The 17,440-nt window shown below is 65.9% G+C and carries 12 protein-coding genes and 1 pseudogene; 7 read left to right on the plus strand and 6 right to left on the minus strand.

Going from position 1 to position 17,440, the window contains the following annotated elements; all coding sequences use genetic code 11:
- Together AC0IPL_RS21250 and AC0IPL_RS21255 are read right to left on the minus strand one after the other, a co-directional pair.
- Positions 1-417: pseudogene (locus AC0IPL_RS21250) on the minus strand (HlyD family type I secretion periplasmic adaptor subunit); the annotation flags it as partial.
- Entirely contained in the window at positions 414-2,147 is a 1,734-nt protein-coding gene (locus AC0IPL_RS21255; RefSeq protein WP_474275508.1) for a type I secretion system permease/ATPase, read from the minus strand. The gene AC0IPL_RS21255 and the pseudogene AC0IPL_RS21250, both read right to left, overlap by 4 nt.
- Before the next feature lie 255 nt (positions 2,148-2,402).
- Here AC0IPL_RS21255 and AC0IPL_RS21260 point away from each other — a divergent pair, with 255 nt between their 5' ends.
- On the plus strand, positions 2,403-4,361 hold the full coding sequence (locus AC0IPL_RS21260; protein WP_474277158.1) for a glycosyltransferase family 2 protein: 1,959 nt from the start codon (positions 2,403-2,405) through the stop codon (positions 4,359-4,361).
- A gap of 3 nt (positions 4,362-4,364) precedes the next feature.
- Here the strand turns inward: AC0IPL_RS21260 and AC0IPL_RS21265 are convergent, their stop codons facing one another.
- A complete protein-coding gene (locus AC0IPL_RS21265) occupies positions 4,365-5,081 on the minus strand; it encodes a sulfotransferase (RefSeq protein ID WP_474277160.1) in 717 nt (238 codons plus the stop codon).
- A gap of 648 nt (positions 5,082-5,729) precedes the next feature.
- On the opposite strand from AC0IPL_RS21265, the gene AC0IPL_RS21270 reads away from it, so the two are divergent.
- Positions 5,730-7,556 (plus strand): beta strand repeat-containing protein, encoded by a 1,827-nt coding sequence (locus AC0IPL_RS21270; RefSeq protein ID WP_474277162.1) that lies wholly within the window; start codon positions 5,730-5,732, stop codon positions 7,554-7,556.
- A 116-nt stretch (positions 7,557-7,672) separates the two neighbouring features.
- Here the strand turns inward: AC0IPL_RS21270 and AC0IPL_RS21275 are convergent, their stop codons facing one another.
- From AC0IPL_RS21275 to AC0IPL_RS21285, 3 genes are read right to left on the minus strand one after another with little or no spacing between them, the layout of a single operon-like run.
- Positions 7,673-8,635 (minus strand): hypothetical protein, encoded by a 963-nt coding sequence (locus tag AC0IPL_RS21275; protein ID WP_474277164.1) that lies wholly within the window; start codon positions 8,633-8,635, stop codon positions 7,673-7,675.
- Between the two features lie 7 nt (positions 8,636-8,642).
- Complete coding sequence (locus AC0IPL_RS21280; protein ID WP_474277166.1) at positions 8,643-9,398, minus strand: hypothetical protein; 756 nt, start codon at positions 9,396-9,398, stop codon at positions 8,643-8,645.
- Between the two features lie 12 nt (positions 9,399-9,410).
- The gene (locus tag AC0IPL_RS21285; protein WP_474277168.1) at positions 9,411-10,529 is read right to left on the minus strand and encodes a polysaccharide biosynthesis/export family protein; all 1,119 of its coding nucleotides are present in this window, start codon (positions 10,527-10,529) and stop codon (positions 9,411-9,413) included.
- A 132-nt stretch (positions 10,530-10,661) separates the two neighbouring features.
- On the opposite strand from AC0IPL_RS21285, the gene AC0IPL_RS21290 reads away from it, so the two are divergent.
- From AC0IPL_RS21290 to AC0IPL_RS21310, 5 genes are all read left to right on the plus strand, one after another.
- A complete protein-coding gene (locus tag AC0IPL_RS21290; RefSeq protein ID WP_474277170.1) occupies positions 10,662-11,540 on the plus strand; it encodes an NAD-dependent epimerase/dehydratase family protein in 879 nt (292 codons plus the stop codon).
- Complete coding sequence (locus AC0IPL_RS21295) at positions 11,540-12,154, plus strand: sugar transferase (RefSeq protein ID WP_474277172.1); 615 nt, start codon at positions 11,540-11,542, stop codon at positions 12,152-12,154. Before AC0IPL_RS21290 ends, AC0IPL_RS21295 begins: the two co-directional genes overlap by 1 nt.
- A 195-nt stretch (positions 12,155-12,349) precedes the next feature.
- On the plus strand, positions 12,350-14,263 hold the full coding sequence (locus tag AC0IPL_RS21300; protein ID WP_474277174.1) for a polysaccharide biosynthesis protein: 1,914 nt from the start codon (positions 12,350-12,352) through the stop codon (positions 14,261-14,263).
- Between the two features lie 221 nt (positions 14,264-14,484).
- Positions 14,485-16,719 carry a YjbH domain-containing protein gene (locus AC0IPL_RS21305; RefSeq protein ID WP_474277176.1) on the plus strand — a complete coding sequence of 745 codons (2,235 nt, stop codon included), beginning with the start codon at positions 14,485-14,487 and terminating at the stop codon, positions 16,717-16,719.
- A gap of 2 nt (positions 16,720-16,721) precedes the next feature.
- A complete protein-coding gene (locus AC0IPL_RS21310; RefSeq protein ID WP_474277178.1) occupies positions 16,722-17,408 on the plus strand; it encodes a YjbF family lipoprotein in 687 nt (228 codons plus the stop codon).
- Positions 17,409-17,440 lie beyond the last annotated feature (32 nt).

Raw genomic sequence — 17,440 nt, forward strand, 5'->3', positions numbered from 1 at the left:
GACCAGATCCATGACGTCCGGCTGGGTCTCCGCCGCTGCCAGCAGCTCCGGCTCAAAGGTGATCTGCGCCGCCTCGTCGCGCTCTGCCTCCAGCCGCCCGCGGCGTGCCATCAATTCGAACAACTGGCCTTCGACGATGACCAGCTGCGAGGCGAGCCCGGTCGCGTCGAGCCGGATCAGCGTGTCGCCCTCGGCCACGGTGTCGCCCTCGTCGACCAGAATCTCGGCCACGATGCCGCCGTCCAGATGCTGCACCACCTGACGGTTGCGGTCGACCTCGATGCGCCCCGAGGCCACCACCGCGCCGGAAATCGACGACATCACGGACCAGGTGCCAAAGCCGCCGACCAGCACCAGCAGGGTCAGCAGCCCCAAGATCAGCGGCCGCCGCGCGGACCATTGGTTTGCGGGGGTCATCGCACACCTCCGGTGCCGGTGGACTGGCGGATGTTCTGATGGTTGGCGACCATTTCCTGCAACACCTTGTCTTTGGGGCCAAAGGCCGTCTGGGTGCCCTGATCGACCACCAGCAGCATGTCGCATTCCTGAATTGCCGCCGGACGGTGCGCCATGATCAGTACCGAGCGCCCCTCGGCCTTGATCTGCTTGATCGCTTGGTTCAGCGCGATCGAGCCTTCGTTGTCGAGGTTCGAGTTGGGTTCGTCCAGGATCACGATCACCGGATCGTCGTAGAGCGCCCGCGCCAGGCCCACCCGCTGCATCTGCCCGCCCGACAGCCGCCCCCCGGAAGCGGTGACGCGGGTGTCATAGCCCTCGGGCAGTTTCAGGATCATCTCATGCGCGGCGGCCTTGCGCGCGGCGGCGACCACCTTTTCGGGATCGGGGTCCTGTTGCAGGCGGGCGATGTTCTGGGCGATGGTACCGTCGAACACCTGAATGCGCTGCGGCAGATAGCCGATGTGGCCGCCCAGCACATCCGGCGCATATTGGTCCAGCGCCGCCCCGTCGAGCCGCACCGAGCCCGCCGCCGGCCGCCAGACGCCCGTCAGCGCCCGCGCCAGGGTCGACTTGCCCGCGCCCGAGGGCCCGATCACGCCGATCGCCTGGCCCGGCTGGACCCGGAAATTCACGTTGCGCAAGAGGGGTGTCTTGCCCCCCGGCGGCACCACCGCCATGCCCTGAACCTCCAGAAGCGCCTTGGGCTTGGGCAGCGCCGTGCGCGCGGCCTCTTCCGGCACCTTGTCCAAGAGCTCGGCCAGGCTGTGCCAGCCCTTCAGCGCCCGCTGCACCATCCCCCACTGGCCCAGGCCCAGCTCGATCGGCGCCAGGGCACGGCCCATCAGGATGGAGCCTGCGATCATCGCACCGGGCGTCACCTCGCCCTGCAGCACCAGATAGGCCCCCAGCCCCAGCATCGCCGACTGCAGGAACAGCCGCAGCGTCTTGGTCAGCGTGGTGAAACCGCCGCCGGTGTCATTGGCGGTCACGCTGTCCGCCAGCGCCGCATCGCGGGCCTGCTTCCAGCGCGCAAAGGAGGCGCCACGCATGCCCATCGACTGGATCATCTCCGCCTCGGTGCGAATTTCTTCGGACATGAGGTTGGCCTTGTGGCCGGTCATGTTGGCCTTCTGCATCGGCAAACGCGTGAACATCTGGTTCATCACCGCAATCAGCACCAGCACCGCGCCGCCCGCCACCGCCAGCACTCCCAGCCAGGGATGGAACAGCGCAATGCCCGCCAGGAAGACCGGCGTCCAGGGCAGGTCGAACGCCGCGGCCAGCACCGGCGAGGATATCAGCCGTTGCACCGATTCCAGATCGCTGAGGCCAGTCTGCGCGGTCTGGTCCTGCGCCACCGCAGAGCGGCGGATCATCGCATCGAACACCCGCCGGTCCAGCGCCGCCTGAAACCGCGCCCCGACCCGCGCCATGATCCGGCCACGGGCGTAGTCCAGCAGACCCATCATGCCGTAGAGAAACACCACCAGCAGCGACAGCGCCAGCAGCGTCGCCTCCGAGCGGCTGCCCAGCACCCGGTCATAGACCTGCATCATGTACAAGGGGCCGGTCAGCATCAGCAAGTTCACGAAGAAGCTGAACATCCCGACAGACCAATAGAGCCCGCGGCTCTGCCGCCGCACGCTTCGCAGCTCGTCATAGCCGTTCTTATAAATGCTTTTAATCATGGTCTTGAGCGCCAGGCTTGCGTCTGTGGGTGTCAGGGGCGGATGCCGGAATTCGCACTCCGGTACGGCTACAGGACGGCTGCATCTATGCGGTAATCCGGGGGCTATGCAAACTGGTTTTTACTGGTGTGTCCTTCGTCACGGTAGCGGGGCTGGCATTCTCGGGAAAAACGCGGCATTGAACCGCTATGGGGGGGGGGCCCCTAACGCGGGACCGGGGACGGTCTGATGCGCAGTAGATCGGAGGCTGAACCGTTGACAGATCCTAAGCTCACAATGACGCTCCTGGTGCGCAATGAGGCGGACATCTTGGCCGACAACATCCGGTTTCACCACGCCATGGGGGTTAGCAGCTTTATCGTGATGGACAATCTCTCCACCGATGCGACGCCGCAAATCATCGAGACCCTGTCGCGGGAAATCGAGATCGAATATCTACATCAGCCTGCCGATGACTACAATCAGCGCGAATGGGTCACGGCGATGGCGCGCAGAGCGGCGACAGATCATCAGGCCGATTGGGTCATCAACAATGATGCAGATGAATTCTGGATGCCGACCAGTGGTGATCTATGCCGCTTTTGTGCGTCCCTTCCGGACCAGACAGGAACGGTGATTGTGTCGCGTCACAATGCGGTTGTACCGGCGCTGCCGGGCGATGTTCTGGGCGGGCGCTGCGGTCCCCGGATGTCGACGGTGTTCGAACGCGAAAGCCGCAATGGCGAAGGCAAGCCGCTGCCGGGCAAGGTGCTGCACCGAGCATCGGCTGTCGCCGAGGTGGCTCAGGGCAACCACAGTGTCAGCAATGTGCCAGGCCATACCAGTGCGGCGCAGGGGCGGGTTCGCATCCTGCATTACCCGTGTCGGTCGCTGGCGCAGTATAAGGAAAAGATCCGCCTCGGGGGCGCAGCATACAGCCGCAACACCACCCTGCCGCCGGGGGCCGGCGCCACCTGGCGCCAGCAGTATCAGGGGTTGGAGCAGGGGGCCGTGGAACGTTTTTGGCACAGCTTGGCGGTGGCGCGGGAGGAGCAGGAGATCGGGCTGCTGGCCGGGGATCTGATTCATGACAACCGGGTGGTGGAGTTTTTTGCTGCGCAGGCGCAGTCTGCGGCGCAGCAGGCCCTGCTGGGAGCACGGCAGGAACTGTTGACGCAGACACGAGCCGTGGTGACGGAGTTCTCAAAGTCCCAGGCCGAGTTAATTGCGAGGGTGCCGCGCCAGCAGCGCTGGGAACGCCCCATGTACTATAACCTGCGCTTTGCGGTGCGCAGTGCCGAGGCGCATGTGGCGCAGCTGGAGGCACTCACAAACGGGGCGGATGCGGCGACACTTTGCACCCGGTTCGGGGCGTTGCGCGATGTCTTCTCGCTGTTTCCCCGCAACAGGCACCTGACCGGCTTTCTGGCGCGCCTGCTGGAAATGACCGAACCGGAAGCGGTGCAACGGCTGCGCGCCGATTGTGCGGGGAAGCGGGTCGTCCTGCATACCAGCTGCCATCCGCGGTTGCATGACACGCAGCAGAGCGTGGCATCTTTCGCTGACCTTGGACAGGCGGGCTATCACCATATCATCCTGCTGGGCGCCCAGGATCCGCGCCCCGAGCAGGACACGGGACTGGCTTTTAGCTATGACGGACAGGTGTTACAGCTGCCGACCCCGGACACCTACGAAGGGCTGCACCGGAAATTGTTTTATGCCTACATGCTCCTGGATCTGCTGACTGCTCCGGCGCTGGTGGTGAAAATTGACGACAATATCCTGTTACAGGACGCCGATCGTTTTGCCGCGTGCCTGGCGCGTGTGGAGAACAAGGGAGCCGCCTATGCCGGGCGACGGGTCGGCACCCGGTGCCATCAGGATCAGTGGCATGGCTGGCATCTGGACAAATGCGCCGATCCAGTGATGGAGACGCGTGGGTACCAGTACCCGCTGCCACGGGATTATGCCGCGGGCGGCTACGGCTATGTGTTAGGCCCAGAAGGGCTGGCGGCGTGCAGCTACATGTATCAGGCGATGAAAGAGTTTTTCGCAATGCCCGCAGTCGGGCTGGAAGATGCCTGCGTGGGCCATGCGATCTATGCCCAGCGGCTGGAGTTGATGGATATTTCCCAGGGGTACGGCCTGCTGGCGATGCCGGGGCTGACCACCAAGGAGCGGCAGCGCCTGGGCGCGGACTGGGAGGCGGCCGACGGCGGTGCAGGGCCGGATTGACGCTCAGGAGCGGGCGGGTGGCTTCTGCCATTTCATGTGCAGCAGTTTGCGGTCCAGAACCTGCGCCACCAGCGCCGGATCAAAGGGTTCGTCCAGAAAGGCAAACAGGGGCTTCCAGGCCTCGGGTGTCTGCACGTAATCGTCATAGTGCATCGCCAGGCCGCGGTCTGGATGCGCCGTCTGCCAGCCGCGATACAGGGCCTCCGCAGTCTCCAGCTGTTCAAGCACCACCGCACGTTTCATGCGGCGCCACCAGCCGGAGTTGCGCACCGCCTCGTGGTCGCGCGTGTTGAAGATGAAATGTGCATCCGGCATGTAGCGGGCCAGGAACTCCAGCATCGGCTGAAACAGGGCGGGATCCTCATGCCAGCGGATCTCCTTGAAACCGGCAACCCGCGTGTCCGGTCCAGGCCGCAGCACCTGGCGCAGAAAGGTTGCGGCCAGATCTCGGCCCAGGCCGTCCGCGTCGATGGCCTCATAGCCATACCAGGGCTGATGCGGGCCCGACGCCGTGCCGCGCGCGCGCATGGATGCCGCCTGCTCCGACTGACGCAGATCATGCCAGGCGCGCACCAGAGGCGCCAGCAGATTGGCATTCTCGCCGCGCAAGACATAGCCCGGCAGCGCGTTCAGCATATTCTGCAAAAGCGTCGAGCCGGAGCGCCCGTAGGTGATGATGAACACGGTCTTGCCGACCTGCCCGCATTGCTCTTGCGCCATCTGCCGCCTCCTTCGCGCGCTCTGCGTCTGGACCTTGTTGGGGGCAATCGTCTGCCTTCTGCGTTCCTAGGCGCTGGCGCGGCAAAACCCAAGCCCGGAATGGGCCCGGGACCTCCGGCCGGCACCGGGACAGGCACCGGGAATGTGCAGGCTGAGGTTGCGGCCTTTGCGCGAACCGGCATCAGCCCGCTCATCCTGTGCGGGCGCCCTGCTACATCCAAAGGGGTAGACGGGCCGCCGCGGGACGGGGCCGTGAAAAAGGTTAATAAATGATTGAGAAAAGGTCATTCCGGTTGAAAAGATATCCGCGGATCGGCGACCTGTTTGACTTCTCACGGCGGCCTGTTGCGCCGGAGCCGCAGTTTTTGTCCTTGGCGCGGAGACCGCGGCTCGGGCTCCGAATCCCTTGAAGGCAGTTGGAAAAGCGGTTCTATTGGCCGCGCGCACTGGCGCCGCGACCTCAATGCCGTCTGCCGGGGGCAGCAACTGAGCAGTTTTGGTGACAGTCCCTATGCGGGTGCGCGCGTCTGTGGGCGCAATGCTTGACACGCAAGCAGCGCGCCTGATAGCGGATGTGCAAAGCGCCCTTTTGGGGTAATGCGCTTTCTGGATGAATAAATATAGCTCTCAAGCAGGAGACTAAAGAGTATGGCAACTTTCAACGGCACACCTGGCGACGACCAGATTGCAGGCACCAATGATGATGATGTCATCACCGGTATCGGCGGCGCAGACGACATCAACGGCGCAGGCGGCAACGACGACATCAATGGTGGCAGCGAAGCAGACGTGATCGTCGGCGGTGAAGGCAACGACACCATCGACGGCGGCGCAGGCGCGGATAACGTTGACGGCGAAGGTGGCAGCGACACCTATGCTGCTCCCAGCGAAGCTGGTGACAGCATCACCGACACTGGCACTGGCGCCGACGACGTCGATACCCTGATCACCGATCTGGCTGGCGGCGACGACCTGACCCAGGGCACCAACTCCGCCACCCTGAACACCACTGCCATCACCGGAACCATCTCCGGCCTGGAGCAGGTGCAGGTGTCCAACGCAGGCGATTTCGTGGTCGACCTGACCAGCGGCGCAGACCAGTTCTTTGCCTTCGACCAGTCGCTGGACAGCGCTGACTACGCAGCCTCCGCCGCAACTGCAATCGAGGGTGCGACCTACGACAGCAGCGACGACAGCATCACCGATGGCAGCACGGCCTTTGACGAAGCTTCCGGCATCGTCATCAACGGCACCGCCTATGCAACCGGTGAGACCTACACCACCGCGTCTGGCGGCACCGTGCTGATCGGCTTCGCAGCCGGCGAATGGACCTTCACCTACACCGCAGCGCAGCAGTCCACCATCGCGGCGGGCAGCACCGTGGATGACGAAGTCCTGTCGGTTCAGATGACCGAAGATACCACCGACACCACTGTCGACGTTCAGGTTGCCCTGACCAGCACCATCGGTGCAAACGTCGATCTGTCGGGTGAAACCGGTGACTTCACCGTGAACGGCAGCGCGGCTGTGAACCTTCTGGAAAGCGGTGACGGCAACGACACTATCTTTGGCGGTGCCGGTGGCGACACCATCACCCTGAACCAAGGCGACAACCGCGTTTGGGCCGGTGCGGATGACAATGCTGCTGATACCATCGTTGTGACCGGCGACGGCGACAACATCGTGGCTGGCGGCGTCGGTGGCGATGACATCGACATCGACGGCGACGGTGCAAACCAGGCCTGGGGCGGTGCAGACGCTGACGATATCGAAGTTGCGGCAACCGCAGAAGGCAACAACATCATCGGTGGTGGTGCAGGTGGCGATACTCTGACCGTTGCAGGTTCTGGTGCAAACCGGGCGTGGGGTGGTGCAGACGACGACACCATCGACGTGACCGGTGCTGGCGCAAACACCATCGGCGGTTCCGATGGTGCGGACACCATCACCATCACTGGCGACGGCGCCAACACCATCTTCGGCGGCAACGACGATGATGCAGATGTCATCGCCCTGAACGGCAATGGCAACAACACCGTGTACGGTGGCGGTACCACTGCAGGTGGCGGTGCAGGCACTGACAACCAGATCACCGTCAATGGCACCGGTGCCAACACCATCTACAACGGTGGCGGCGACGATGCTGTGGTGATCGCAGACACCGCAGTCGGCGCCAACGTGCTGTACGCGGGTGCTGGCGACGACACCTTCAACTTCAACACCTCCGGTGTTGGCACCATCATCGTGGAAGACGGCAGCGGTGCAGATGCAATCGCGGGCTTCCGCGTTGACGGCGGTACCGTGGTCGACCTGTCTGCCCTGGGCTTTGCCGATGCAGACGATGTTCTGGACAGCATCACCGACAACGGTGGCACCTCCACCCTGTTCGTCACTGCTGGTCAGACCATTGAGTTCACCGGCGTTGCCCTGACCGACCTGCAGTCCGCAGACCCGGCAGACTGGCTGATCCTGTAATCCAGACAGGATTTGAGAGAGCTAGCGGAAAGGGCCCCTTCGGGGGCCCTTTTTGTATGGGGCGAGAGGCGACAGCGAGCCTTGATCAGATTGTGCAGGCGAGCGGCCGGGGGGCGTCAGCGGGCGCCGCCCTCTGCGGCTGTCACCGAAATGCGGTGCCACCAGTGATCCAGTGTCAGGCGTTGGCGCAGCGCCGCGCGCGCCGCCCCGTCCATCCGCGGGCAGGCCCAGGCGTGCCAGCGCTGCAACTGGCCCGGGTTGATGCTGCCCGGCAGCCATCCCGGCACCTGAATGACCGGCAACTGCCCATAGGCCTGCGCCAAGCTGGGCGCGTGGATGAGTGGCACCGCCCCCTGGATCAGCGCCGCCCAGGCCTTGGGCGAGGGGTCCAGCCCGCCGCCCTGCGCGCAGATCACAAAGGCATGGGTGCGCAGCAGATGTTCGAACTCTGCTTCCGAAATTTCATCCTCCACCACCGTCGTCCAGCTGCGCCAGGGGCCGCGGGCCAGCGCGCTGACCCGGCGGCGGAGCTCCCACTGTGCCCCCTCGCGCACCCGGTGGGCGCACAGCACGCGCAACGGGCGGCTGGCCATCGGCGGAACCTCGGGCAGAACCAATGGCTGCGCGGCGTCGCCATCGGGAAAGACCAGCCCCAATGGCAAGGGCGCCATCTTCGGATGGCTGGCATCGTCGAGGTTTTCGGCAAACCAGCGGATCAGCAGCGGGCTGTCCAGGATGGCCTGGATCGCGGCGCGCTCTGCCGTGTTGAACTTGCGCCAGCGGTGATCCGTCTGCCGGGGCAGGGTGATGTCCTCGGAGCCGCTGATCAGCACAAACGGCGCTGCCATCCGTGGCAGTACTTCTTGGGCGAAATGCAAAAGCGCCGGGAAGGGGGCACGCAGCGACAGGAAAATATGACGCGGCGGGCCCGACCGCTGCGCGACCTCGCGGATCTGCGGTTTGTGCCAGTCCGACAGGATCACATGATCGCAGCGTGCCGCCAGTCCGGAGATCCGGCAGGAATCTGCCCCCAGGCCCCTGGGAAACAGGCGGGTGGAGAGAACCGGTGCGGATGTCATGGCGCCGCTAATCCGCGCGGGCGGCCTCGCGCAGGGCGGCGAGGGTCCGGTCGACCTCTGCGGGCAGCGCCAGTTCCGGCGCCTTGCCGCTGTTACGCGGAATACGCGCATCGAAGAAGGCAGGTGCCGCTGGCGGTGTAAGACCTGCATGGGAAATCAGGCGGGAAATGCCTGATCGCATCGCCTCCGGGTCCGGGACGAATTCCATCACCGGCACGCCGTGGTCACGGTGCAGCTCCAGCAGGCGGCGGTTGTAGGCGTTCCAGATCCGAAAGCCCTTTTCCAGCTCGAAGCCGTTCCGGTCCTGAATTGAAAGCGCCACCTCGCGGGGGTCTCGAAAGATGCCCACCCCCGTCCAATCGGGCAGCGCTTCGATCCATTCCTGCGCCACCAGCAGCGTGCGCGGTTCCTTGAAGCCCCAGGCTCCCTGGCCGCGGCGGGAGTCGATGAACAGGTCGCGCACCGATGTGTGCAACGGCTGCCAGCTGATCTGGTCTGGCGGTTCGTGCCAGGCCCCTCCGTTGGCTTCCAGCAGGTTCTCATGCATGTACACAAGGGCCGAGGGCTCCTGTAAGCCCTTGGGATTTAATCCAAATCCATGGTCAAGAACCCGTCCCATATAGAGACCCGCTTCGCGAAAACTGCCCGCCAACGCACTGGTGCCGCTGCGGTGCATGCCAAGGATCAGCACACAGCGCCCGATCTGGGCTTCGCAGACGGGAGCTGTGCGGGCCCGCCAGCGGGAGAGAAAATCGGATATCATCGCCCCACCCGGTTACAGATTGCCAGCCCGGCTGAAGACGCCGAAGAAGTTGCCGAAGATGTTGGAGATCGTCAGCACGTCGTTGATCGGGGATTCTGTGGCCATGACCAGGTCGCCGGGGTTGATCTGGAACTGGCGCGCCGAGAACAGCCCGTCGGCGGAGGTGAGATCGAGCGAGAACACCACCCGCTGCTGGCGCGGGCCCCGCTGGCCTGGTGCAACCGCCGCGGCCGGATATTCGCGCAGCACCAACAGCCCCTTGGGGTCGGCCTTGCCGTCTTGGAAACCGCCCGCCACCGACATCGCGTCCATCGCCGACATCTCGTCCTTGGTGAAGATATGCAGGTCTTCCTCGCCGGTGGCGCCGAAGGACAGGAAATACCGCGCGTCCTCCTCGACGAAGACCCGGTCGCCGCCGCGCAGCAGCGTGTCGAGACGCGGGTTGTCCAGCAGCTTGTCGACCGAGGTGCCATAGATGTTGCGGCCCCGCACCAACCGGATCTGCGGGTTGTTGAGGCTGGCGCTGATGCCGCCGCCTGCCGAGATCAGCCCCATCACCGTGTAGTTGCGATCGGGCATCGGATAGGTGCCGGGGTTGGCAACACCGGAGACCAGATCCACCGAATTGCCGCGCCCCTCGGCCATCGCCAGCTGTACCTGCGCCGAGGGCACCACCGGTTCCAGCGCCTCCTGCAGCTTGCGTCGGGCCAGGTCCGGGGTCAGCCCGCGGACGTTCACATCACCCACATAGGGCATGAAGATGGTGCCATTGGCGGCCACTTTCATATCCTGCAGCTGCACCATCTTCTGCTCGGCGGCGGTCAGCAGCGAATTGTCGTTGCTGTCCCAGATGCTCAAGCTCAGCCGGTCGCCGGGCTGGATGATCTGGGTCTTGGCGCCTTGGTGACCGGGCAGCCAGCGCAGCCGTTCCTCCTTGCCGGTGCCGGGCCAGGCTGCCACCACCGGCAACAGCGCCCGGTTCACCCGGTAAAAGGCAAAATCGGCATCCGCGGCGCTGGATTCGCGCAGGATCTCCTCGCTGGCGGGGGCGCCGCCTGGCAGGCGCGAACAGGCAGTGGGCAAAAGGGTCAAACTGGCAGCAACGGCAAGCCAGGAAAGGAATTTCAGCATGAGGTGCCTGTCATTGAAAAGCCCGGCGCGGTCCGGGGCGGGTGCTGGCGTGCCTCGGGAAGCGCTTTGATTTTTGTTGCCGCAAAGGATACTGGGCTGGAGCAGAGGGTCAACAGGAACGGGCAGCGCAAGATGACAAAACCCGGGGTTTTAGTTCTGGGTGCAACAGGGCGGATCGGGCAGCTGCTGCAGCTGTACCCGCCCGAAGACCTGCACCTGCGCCTGCAGGCGCGGCACCCGCAGGAGGGGCAGGCCGCGCAACACGGGCAGGGCGGCACCTTGCAGGTGCTGGACCCGCTGGCAGAGCCCGCGGCCCTGACCGATGCGGCCCGCGGGGCGACGGCGATCCTGTGCCTGGCCGGGCCGGTGCCGGGGCGCGGGCGCGGCGAGATGCAGGACCATGTGGCCCTGGCGGAAGCGGCGGTGCGCGCCGGCGCGGCGACGGGCGCCCGGGTGCTGCTGGCCTCTTCGGCGGCGGTTTACGGCGCCCAGGCCGGGCTGTTGGCAGAGGCGGCGCCACTGCGTCCTGCCAATCCTTATGGCCAGGCCAAGGCAGAGATGGAGACGCGCGCCGCGGCGCTGGGAGGCGCGCTGGGGGTGGCGGTCACCGCGCTGCGGATCGGCAATATCGCCGGGTTCGACGCCATCCTGGGCGGTTGGCGGCCGGGCTTTGCGCTGGACCGCTTGGCCGATGGCCGCAGCCCGCGGCGCAGTTATATCGGCCCGCGCAGCCTGGCGCGGGTTCTGGCGGCGCTGCTGGCAGCACCGGAGCTGCCGCCGGTGCTGAATGTGGCACAGCCCGGACCGGTGGACATGGCCGCCCTGCTGCGCGCCGCCGGGCGACCCTTTGTCTGGCAGCAGGCCCCCGCCGATGCCATCGAGGAGGTGGCGCTGGACTGCCGCCGGCTTCAGGCGTATCTGCCCTTTGCGCTGGCCGCGGCGGATCCGGCGCAGATGGCTGCCGAATGGGCCGCATTAGAGCCGCATTTCACGAAGGAGAGCCGCCGCTGATGACCTGGCGCAAACGTATTTTCGACCTGTTCTTTGCCAGTCTGCTGATTGTCTTTCTCGGCCCGGTGCTGCTGTTGCTTCTGGGCTGGCTGCTGCTCAAGGAGGGCCGCCCGCTGTTTTACGTGGCCGAGCGGATGAAGACTCCGGACCAGCCCTTTGCCCTGTGGAAGCTGCGCACCATGACGGTGGTGGAGACCGACACCGGTGTCTCCGGCGGTGACAAGACCGCGCGCATCACCCGCACCGGCGCCTGGCTGCGCTCCAAACGGCTGGATGAGTTTCCGCAGCTGTGGAACATCCTGAAGGGGGATCTGTCCTTTGTCGGCCCGCGCCCGCCCCTGCGCCAATATGTCGAGGCGCATCCGGAGCTTTATGCAGAGGTGCTGAAATCGCGTCCCGGCGTCACGGGCCTCGCCTCGATCACCTATCATCGCCACGAGGCGGCGCTGCTGGCGCGCTGCAACAGTGCGGCGGAGACCGATGCGGTCTATTCGCGCATCTGCGTGCCGATGAAGGCGCGGCTGGACCTGATCTATCAGCGCCACCAGTCCATCTGCCTGGATTTCGCCATCGTGTTCCAGACCATCGGCAACCTGTTCCTGCGCCGGGGGTGACGGGCGGCGGTTTTCCGCTTTGCCTGTTTTGTGGAACCAGCAAAGCGGAGTATGCTGGAATCTGTGATTTAAGAGCCGCGCCACGAACTTCAGCGCAATGCGGCATGTTTGTTTCTACTTTTTTCTGCTATCCGCCAGCAGGGGCTGGCCGGGCAGGCGAACGGGTTCCAACCAGGAAAATAATGTGCGGGAATTATGCGGGAACTGAAAGCAGGCATCTTTAATCTGATCAGCAGGCTGTCGCGCAGGCAGAAATCCTATGCCTTCCTCGGCGTTGATCTGGGGCTGCTGCCGTTGGCGCTGCTGTTCACCTTCGGCGTGCAGCCGCTGCCCGACCCGGCGCTGGTCACCCTGGGCCAGCTGTTGCCGGTGCTGCCCTATGCGCTGGCTGCCACCGCAGCGCTGGCGCTGTGGCTGGGGCTGCCGCGGGTGCAGCTCAATGCCTATGAACGCCATGCCGCGGCCCAAAGCGCCTTGCTGGCCGGGACCAGCGCGCTGGTGCTGGGGCTCCTGGCCGCCGCCTTCGGGCCGGTGCTGGGGCCGGGCACCTTTGTGGTGTTCGCGATCTGCTATTTCCTGTTCATGGTGGTGGCCCGCGCGGTGATGCTGCAGCTGGTGCTGGCGATCTACCGCCGCGCCCAGCCGCGCTGCCGGGTGCTGATCTATGGGGCCGGCAACACCGGAACCCAGCTGGCCCAGGCGCTGAAGGCGCATGACGGCATCGATCCGGTCGCCTTTGCCGATGACAACACCTCACTGCAGGGGCTGACCCTGGTGGGGCTGCCGGTCTATGCCCCGGCGCGGATCGCGGACATCGTGCAGACGCGCCAGATCCGCCGGGTGCTCCTGGCGATGCCCTCGCAGAGCCAGCCGCGCCAGGCGCAGATCATCCAGCGGCTGCAGAAACTGGGGCTGGAGGTGCAGGCGCTGCCCTCTTTCGCCCAGCTGGTCGGCGAGGAGGCGTTGGTCGACAAGCTGACGCCGGTGGCGCCGCAGGCCTTTCTGGGCCGCGCGGCGCGCAATGTGCCGCTGAAGGAGGCGGCCGGCGCCTACAAGGGCAAGACGGTGCTGGTCTCCGGGGCCGGCGGCTCGATCGGCTCGGAGCTGTGCCGCCAGGTGCTGACCTGCCGCCCTGCGAAACTGGTGCTGTTCGAACTCAGCGAACTGGCGCTCTACACCATCCACCAGGAGCTGAGCCAGCTGATCGAGGGCAGCGGCAGCACCATCGAACTGGTGCCGGTGCTGGGCTCGGTCACCGATCCGCGCCAGGTGCGCATGGTGCTGCACCAGCACCAGGTCCAGGTGGTGCTGCATGCCGCCGCCTACAAACACGTGCCTCTGGTCGAGGCGAACCCGCTGCCCGGCCTCGCCAACAATGTCTTTGGCACCCAGACCCTGGCCCGCGCCGCCGCCCGCGTCGGGGTCGAACGCTTCATCCTGATCTCCTCGGACAAGGCGGTGAACCCGGCCAATGTCATGGGCGCCTCGAAACGGCTGGCGGAGCTGATCGTGCAGGATCTGTCCACCCGGTTTGGCGGCAAGACGGTGTTCACCATGGTGCGCTTTGGCAATGTGCTGGGCTCCTCCGGCTCGGTGGTGCCCTTGTTTCAGGAGCAGGTCAGCCGCGGCGGCCCGGTCACCGTCACCGACCCCAATGTGCGCCGGTTCTTCATGACCATCAGCGAGGCGGTGCAACTGGTGCTGCAGGCGGGCGACATGGCCCAGGGCGGCGAGGTCTTCGTGCTCGACATGGGCGAGCCGGTGCCGATCCTGGAGCTGGCGCGCCAGGTGATCGAGAGTGCCGGCCACACGGTGCGCGATGCCGAGAGCCCCGAAGGCGACATCGAGATCCAGATCATCGGCCTGCGCCCCGGCGAGAAGATGGAAGAAGAGCTGACGCTGAGCGAGGAGCTGATCCGCACCCGCCACCAGAAGATCTTCTGCGCCCGCGAAACCGTGCTGTCGGAGATCGAAGTGGCCGGCTGCCTGCGCAGCCTGCGCCGCGCCATCGCGGCCGGCGACGAGGCCGCCGCGCTGCAGGTGATCCGCAACTGGGTCGAGGGCTATGGCCAGCCGCCGGAACTGGCCGCCCCCGAGGCCGCCTCCTGACGCCGGACCGGCAGGACAAGAGGGACAGGCCGGGCGGGGCAAGTGCGGCAGAGGCGCTGCACTGCTGCAAAAACCGTCCCTCGCGGCGGCGGCGCAATTGATCCCGCTGGGCCTTCCGTGTTCTAACCGCTGACAGCAGGCCCGCGTGGCCGCAGAAGACCCGAGGCAGAAACCAGAACCGGCCCTCCAGTCGGCAGTTCCAACAGGCAGTTTGCGTTCCCGTGATCCGTTCCAAGCCCCTTCAGCGCTCCACCCGGATTCAGGCCGTTGCGGCCGCGCTTGTGACCCTGTCCGCCGCGACCGCCACGGCGCAGATCCAGACCCCCGACATCACCCGCGCCGACCCCAACGCGGCACCGGGCACTGCCGAGGCCGCGCCGCGGCTGAAACCGCTGCCGCCGCCCAGTCTCAACTTCTATGGCAGCCCCGGCCTCATCGACATGCCCTCCGCGGAGATGCTGCCGGACGGGCAATATGCGGTGAGCTATTCCTGGTTCGGCGGGCAGAGCCGCTACAACATCACCTTCCAGGCGCTGCCCTGGCTGTCGGCCAGCTTTCGCTACAACGGCATCCGCAACCTGAACCTGTTCGGCTTTGACACTTATTACGACCGCGGCTTTGACGTGCGCGCCCGGCTGTGGCGCGAGCGCCGCTGGCTGCCCGAAGTCACCATGGGGCTGCAGGATTTTGCCGGCACCGGCGTCTATGCGGCGGAATATTTCACCGCCACCAAGCGGTTCGAGGCCGCCGCCCTGGGCTGGGGCCGCAGCCCGGGCCGGCTGAAGCTGACCGCAGGCCTGGGCTGGGGACGGCTGGGCAGCCACGGCGCGATCGGCAACATCGGCGGCAAGCGGCCGTCCTTTGTCGGCGGCACCACAGGCGGCACCCTGTCGACCGACCAGTGGTTCCGGGGCGATTTCGCGCCCTTTGGTGGTCTCGAATGGCAGCCGGATGAGCGCTGGAGCCTGAAGGCGGAATATTCCACCGATGCCTATGAGACCGAGACCCAAGTCTCCAACGTCTTCGAGCGCACGTCCTCGCTCAACTACGGGGTGGAGTACCAGTATTCCGACCGGGTGCGGCTGGGGGCCTACTATCTCTATGGCTCCGAAGTGGGCTTCACCGCGCAGATCCAGCTGAACCCGCACCAGCCGCCGACCCCGATGGCGGTGCCCGCGCCGCAGCCCATCGTGCCGCGCAGCCAATGGGCCACCGAGGACGACCACTGGCGTCAGGACTGGGCCGCCAGCACCGCCAAGACGCAGAAGATCCGCGACCTCGCCGCCGAGGCGCTGAAGGCCGACGGGCTGGTGCTGGAATCCATCACCCTGAACGCCACCAGCGCCGAGCTGCGCTATCGCAACCCGCGTTACCGCTCCGCCACCCAGGCCGCCGGACGGGCGGCGCGCGCCCTGGCGCGCACCCTGCCGCCCTCGGTGGAGACCTTCCGCCTGGTGCCGGTGCGCCGTGGCGTCGGTCTCTCTACCATCGAGATGCGCCGTTCCGATCTGGAGGCGCTGGAGTTCGATCCGGAAGCGACAGAGGCGCTCATCGCCGCCGCCGGGGTGCAGGATGCCGGACCGCGGCCAGAGCACGCGATTTTTTCAAGCGAGCTGTACCCGGCCTTTGCGAGCTCCATCAGCCCCTATACCGCGCCGGCCTATTTTGACCCCGAAAAGCCATTCCGGCTGGATCTGGGGCTGGATCTGAAGGCGTCTTATGCGCCCGCGCCCGGCTGGCGCATCGCCGGCGCCATCCGCCAACGCATCTGGGGCAACGTGCAGAACGGCCGCGCCTCCAACTCGGTGCTGCCGCATGTGCGCACCGACCAGGTGGAATATTCCCAATACGGCACCACCCTGGAGAACCTCTATGTCAGCCGGATCTGGAAGCCGCGCGGCAACCTTTATGCCCGCGCCACCGCGGGCCTGTTCGAGAGCATGTACGGCGGCGTCTCGGGCGAGCTGCTGTGGAAACCGGTGGACAGTCGCCTCGGTCTCGGGGTGGAGGCGAACTACGTCATCCAGCGCGATTACGACCAGCGGTTTTCCTTCCGCGATTACAAGACCTTCACCGGCCATGCCTCGGCCTATGTCGAGCTGGGCAAGGGCTATCAGCTGCAACTGGACGCGGGCCGCTACCTGGCCGGCGACTATGGCGGCACCGTCAGCATCGACCGCGCGTTCAACAACGGCTTCTCGGTTGGCGGCTTCTTCACCCTCACCAATGTCTCGGCCGCGGATTTCGGCGAAGGCTCCTTTGACAAGGGCTTCCGTTTCACCATCCCCATCGACTGGTTCCTGGGCAAGCCGTCGCGCTCGGGCTTTGGCCTGACCATCCGTCCGACCCAGCGGGATGGCGGTCAGCGGGTGGCCGTGCCGGATCGGCTCTATGGCCAGGTGCGCGAGGCCCACCGCAAGAGCCTGGAAGACCAGCGTGCGAGGTTCTGGGAATGAACATGACCCGTCTTGTCCCCGCGGCGCTGCTGGCCCTGGCGCTGGTGCTGGGGGGCTGCGCCCGCGGCCCGGAAAAATCCCCCGCCGAGCTGGAGGTGGTGAAGGCCGTGGGCCAGTACATCCTGCGCCGCCGCAACCCGGTGCCGCCCGCGGCAGAGCTGAGCCGGGCGCTGCTGGACCAGCAGACCGAAGCCTATATCGAAGTCACCATCGAAAACCGCGACGCCAAAGCCTATCTGACCCGCAGCCTGATCCGCGACGACGGCCATCCCGGCCGGATCACGGTCTGGCGCACCCAGGACAATGTCTCGCTGGCGCTGCGGGAAGGGCTGTTGATCGCCACCCGCGGCCTGGGCAACGGGCTTTTGTCCGCCGCGGTGCCTGCGGCGGACGGCCGGGCCGGCCCCGTCCGTGGCGGCGCGCGCAGCTATGTGCTGCGCACCAAGGGCAACGGCAAGACCCGGCTGTCCCTGGCCTGCAGCCTGCATGATCTGGGGGCGGAGCCGGTGGAAATTGTCGGGGTGACGCATCCCGCCCGCCACCTGCAGGAACGCTGCGAGGGCGGCGGTGGCACGGTGGTCAATGACTACTGGGTCGATTATCGTCCAGGCCAAAGTCAGGTCTGGCAGTCGCGGCAATGGGCCGGGCCGGAGATCGGCTACATCCGAATCCGCCAGCTGTGGCGATGAGCAGGCAGCGGTTTTATGTTGAAACTCCGCGG

It is taken from the genome of Leisingera sp. SA32 (genome assembly GCF_056033425.1).

Coding starts and splice junctions, on each gene's coding strand:
- AC0IPL_RS21255 (WP_474275508.1), bottom strand. CDS start 2,147: ATGATTAAAAGCATTTATAAGAACGGCTATGACGAGCTGCGAAGCGTG.
- AC0IPL_RS21265 (WP_474277160.1), bottom strand. CDS start 5,081: ATGGCGCAAGAGCAATGCGGGCAGGTCGGCAAGACCGTGTTCATCATC.
- AC0IPL_RS21270 (WP_474277162.1), top strand. CDS start 5,730: ATGGCAACTTTCAACGGCACACCTGGCGACGACCAGATTGCAGGCACC.
- AC0IPL_RS21275 (WP_474277164.1), bottom strand. CDS start 8,635: ATGACATCCGCACCGGTTCTCTCCACCCGCCTGTTTCCCAGGGGCCTG.
- AC0IPL_RS21280 (WP_474277166.1), bottom strand. CDS start 9,398: ATGATATCCGATTTTCTCTCCCGCTGGCGGGCCCGCACAGCTCCCGTC.
- AC0IPL_RS21285 (WP_474277168.1), bottom strand. CDS start 10,529: ATGCTGAAATTCCTTTCCTGGCTTGCCGTTGCTGCCAGTTTGACCCTT.
- AC0IPL_RS21290 (WP_474277170.1), top strand. CDS start 10,662: ATGACAAAACCCGGGGTTTTAGTTCTGGGTGCAACAGGGCGGATCGGG.
- AC0IPL_RS21295 (WP_474277172.1), top strand. CDS start 11,540: ATGACCTGGCGCAAACGTATTTTCGACCTGTTCTTTGCCAGTCTGCTG.
- AC0IPL_RS21300 (WP_474277174.1), top strand. CDS start 12,350: ATGCGGGAACTGAAAGCAGGCATCTTTAATCTGATCAGCAGGCTGTCG.
- AC0IPL_RS21310 (WP_474277178.1), top strand. CDS start 16,722: ATGACCCGTCTTGTCCCCGCGGCGCTGCTGGCCCTGGCGCTGGTGCTG.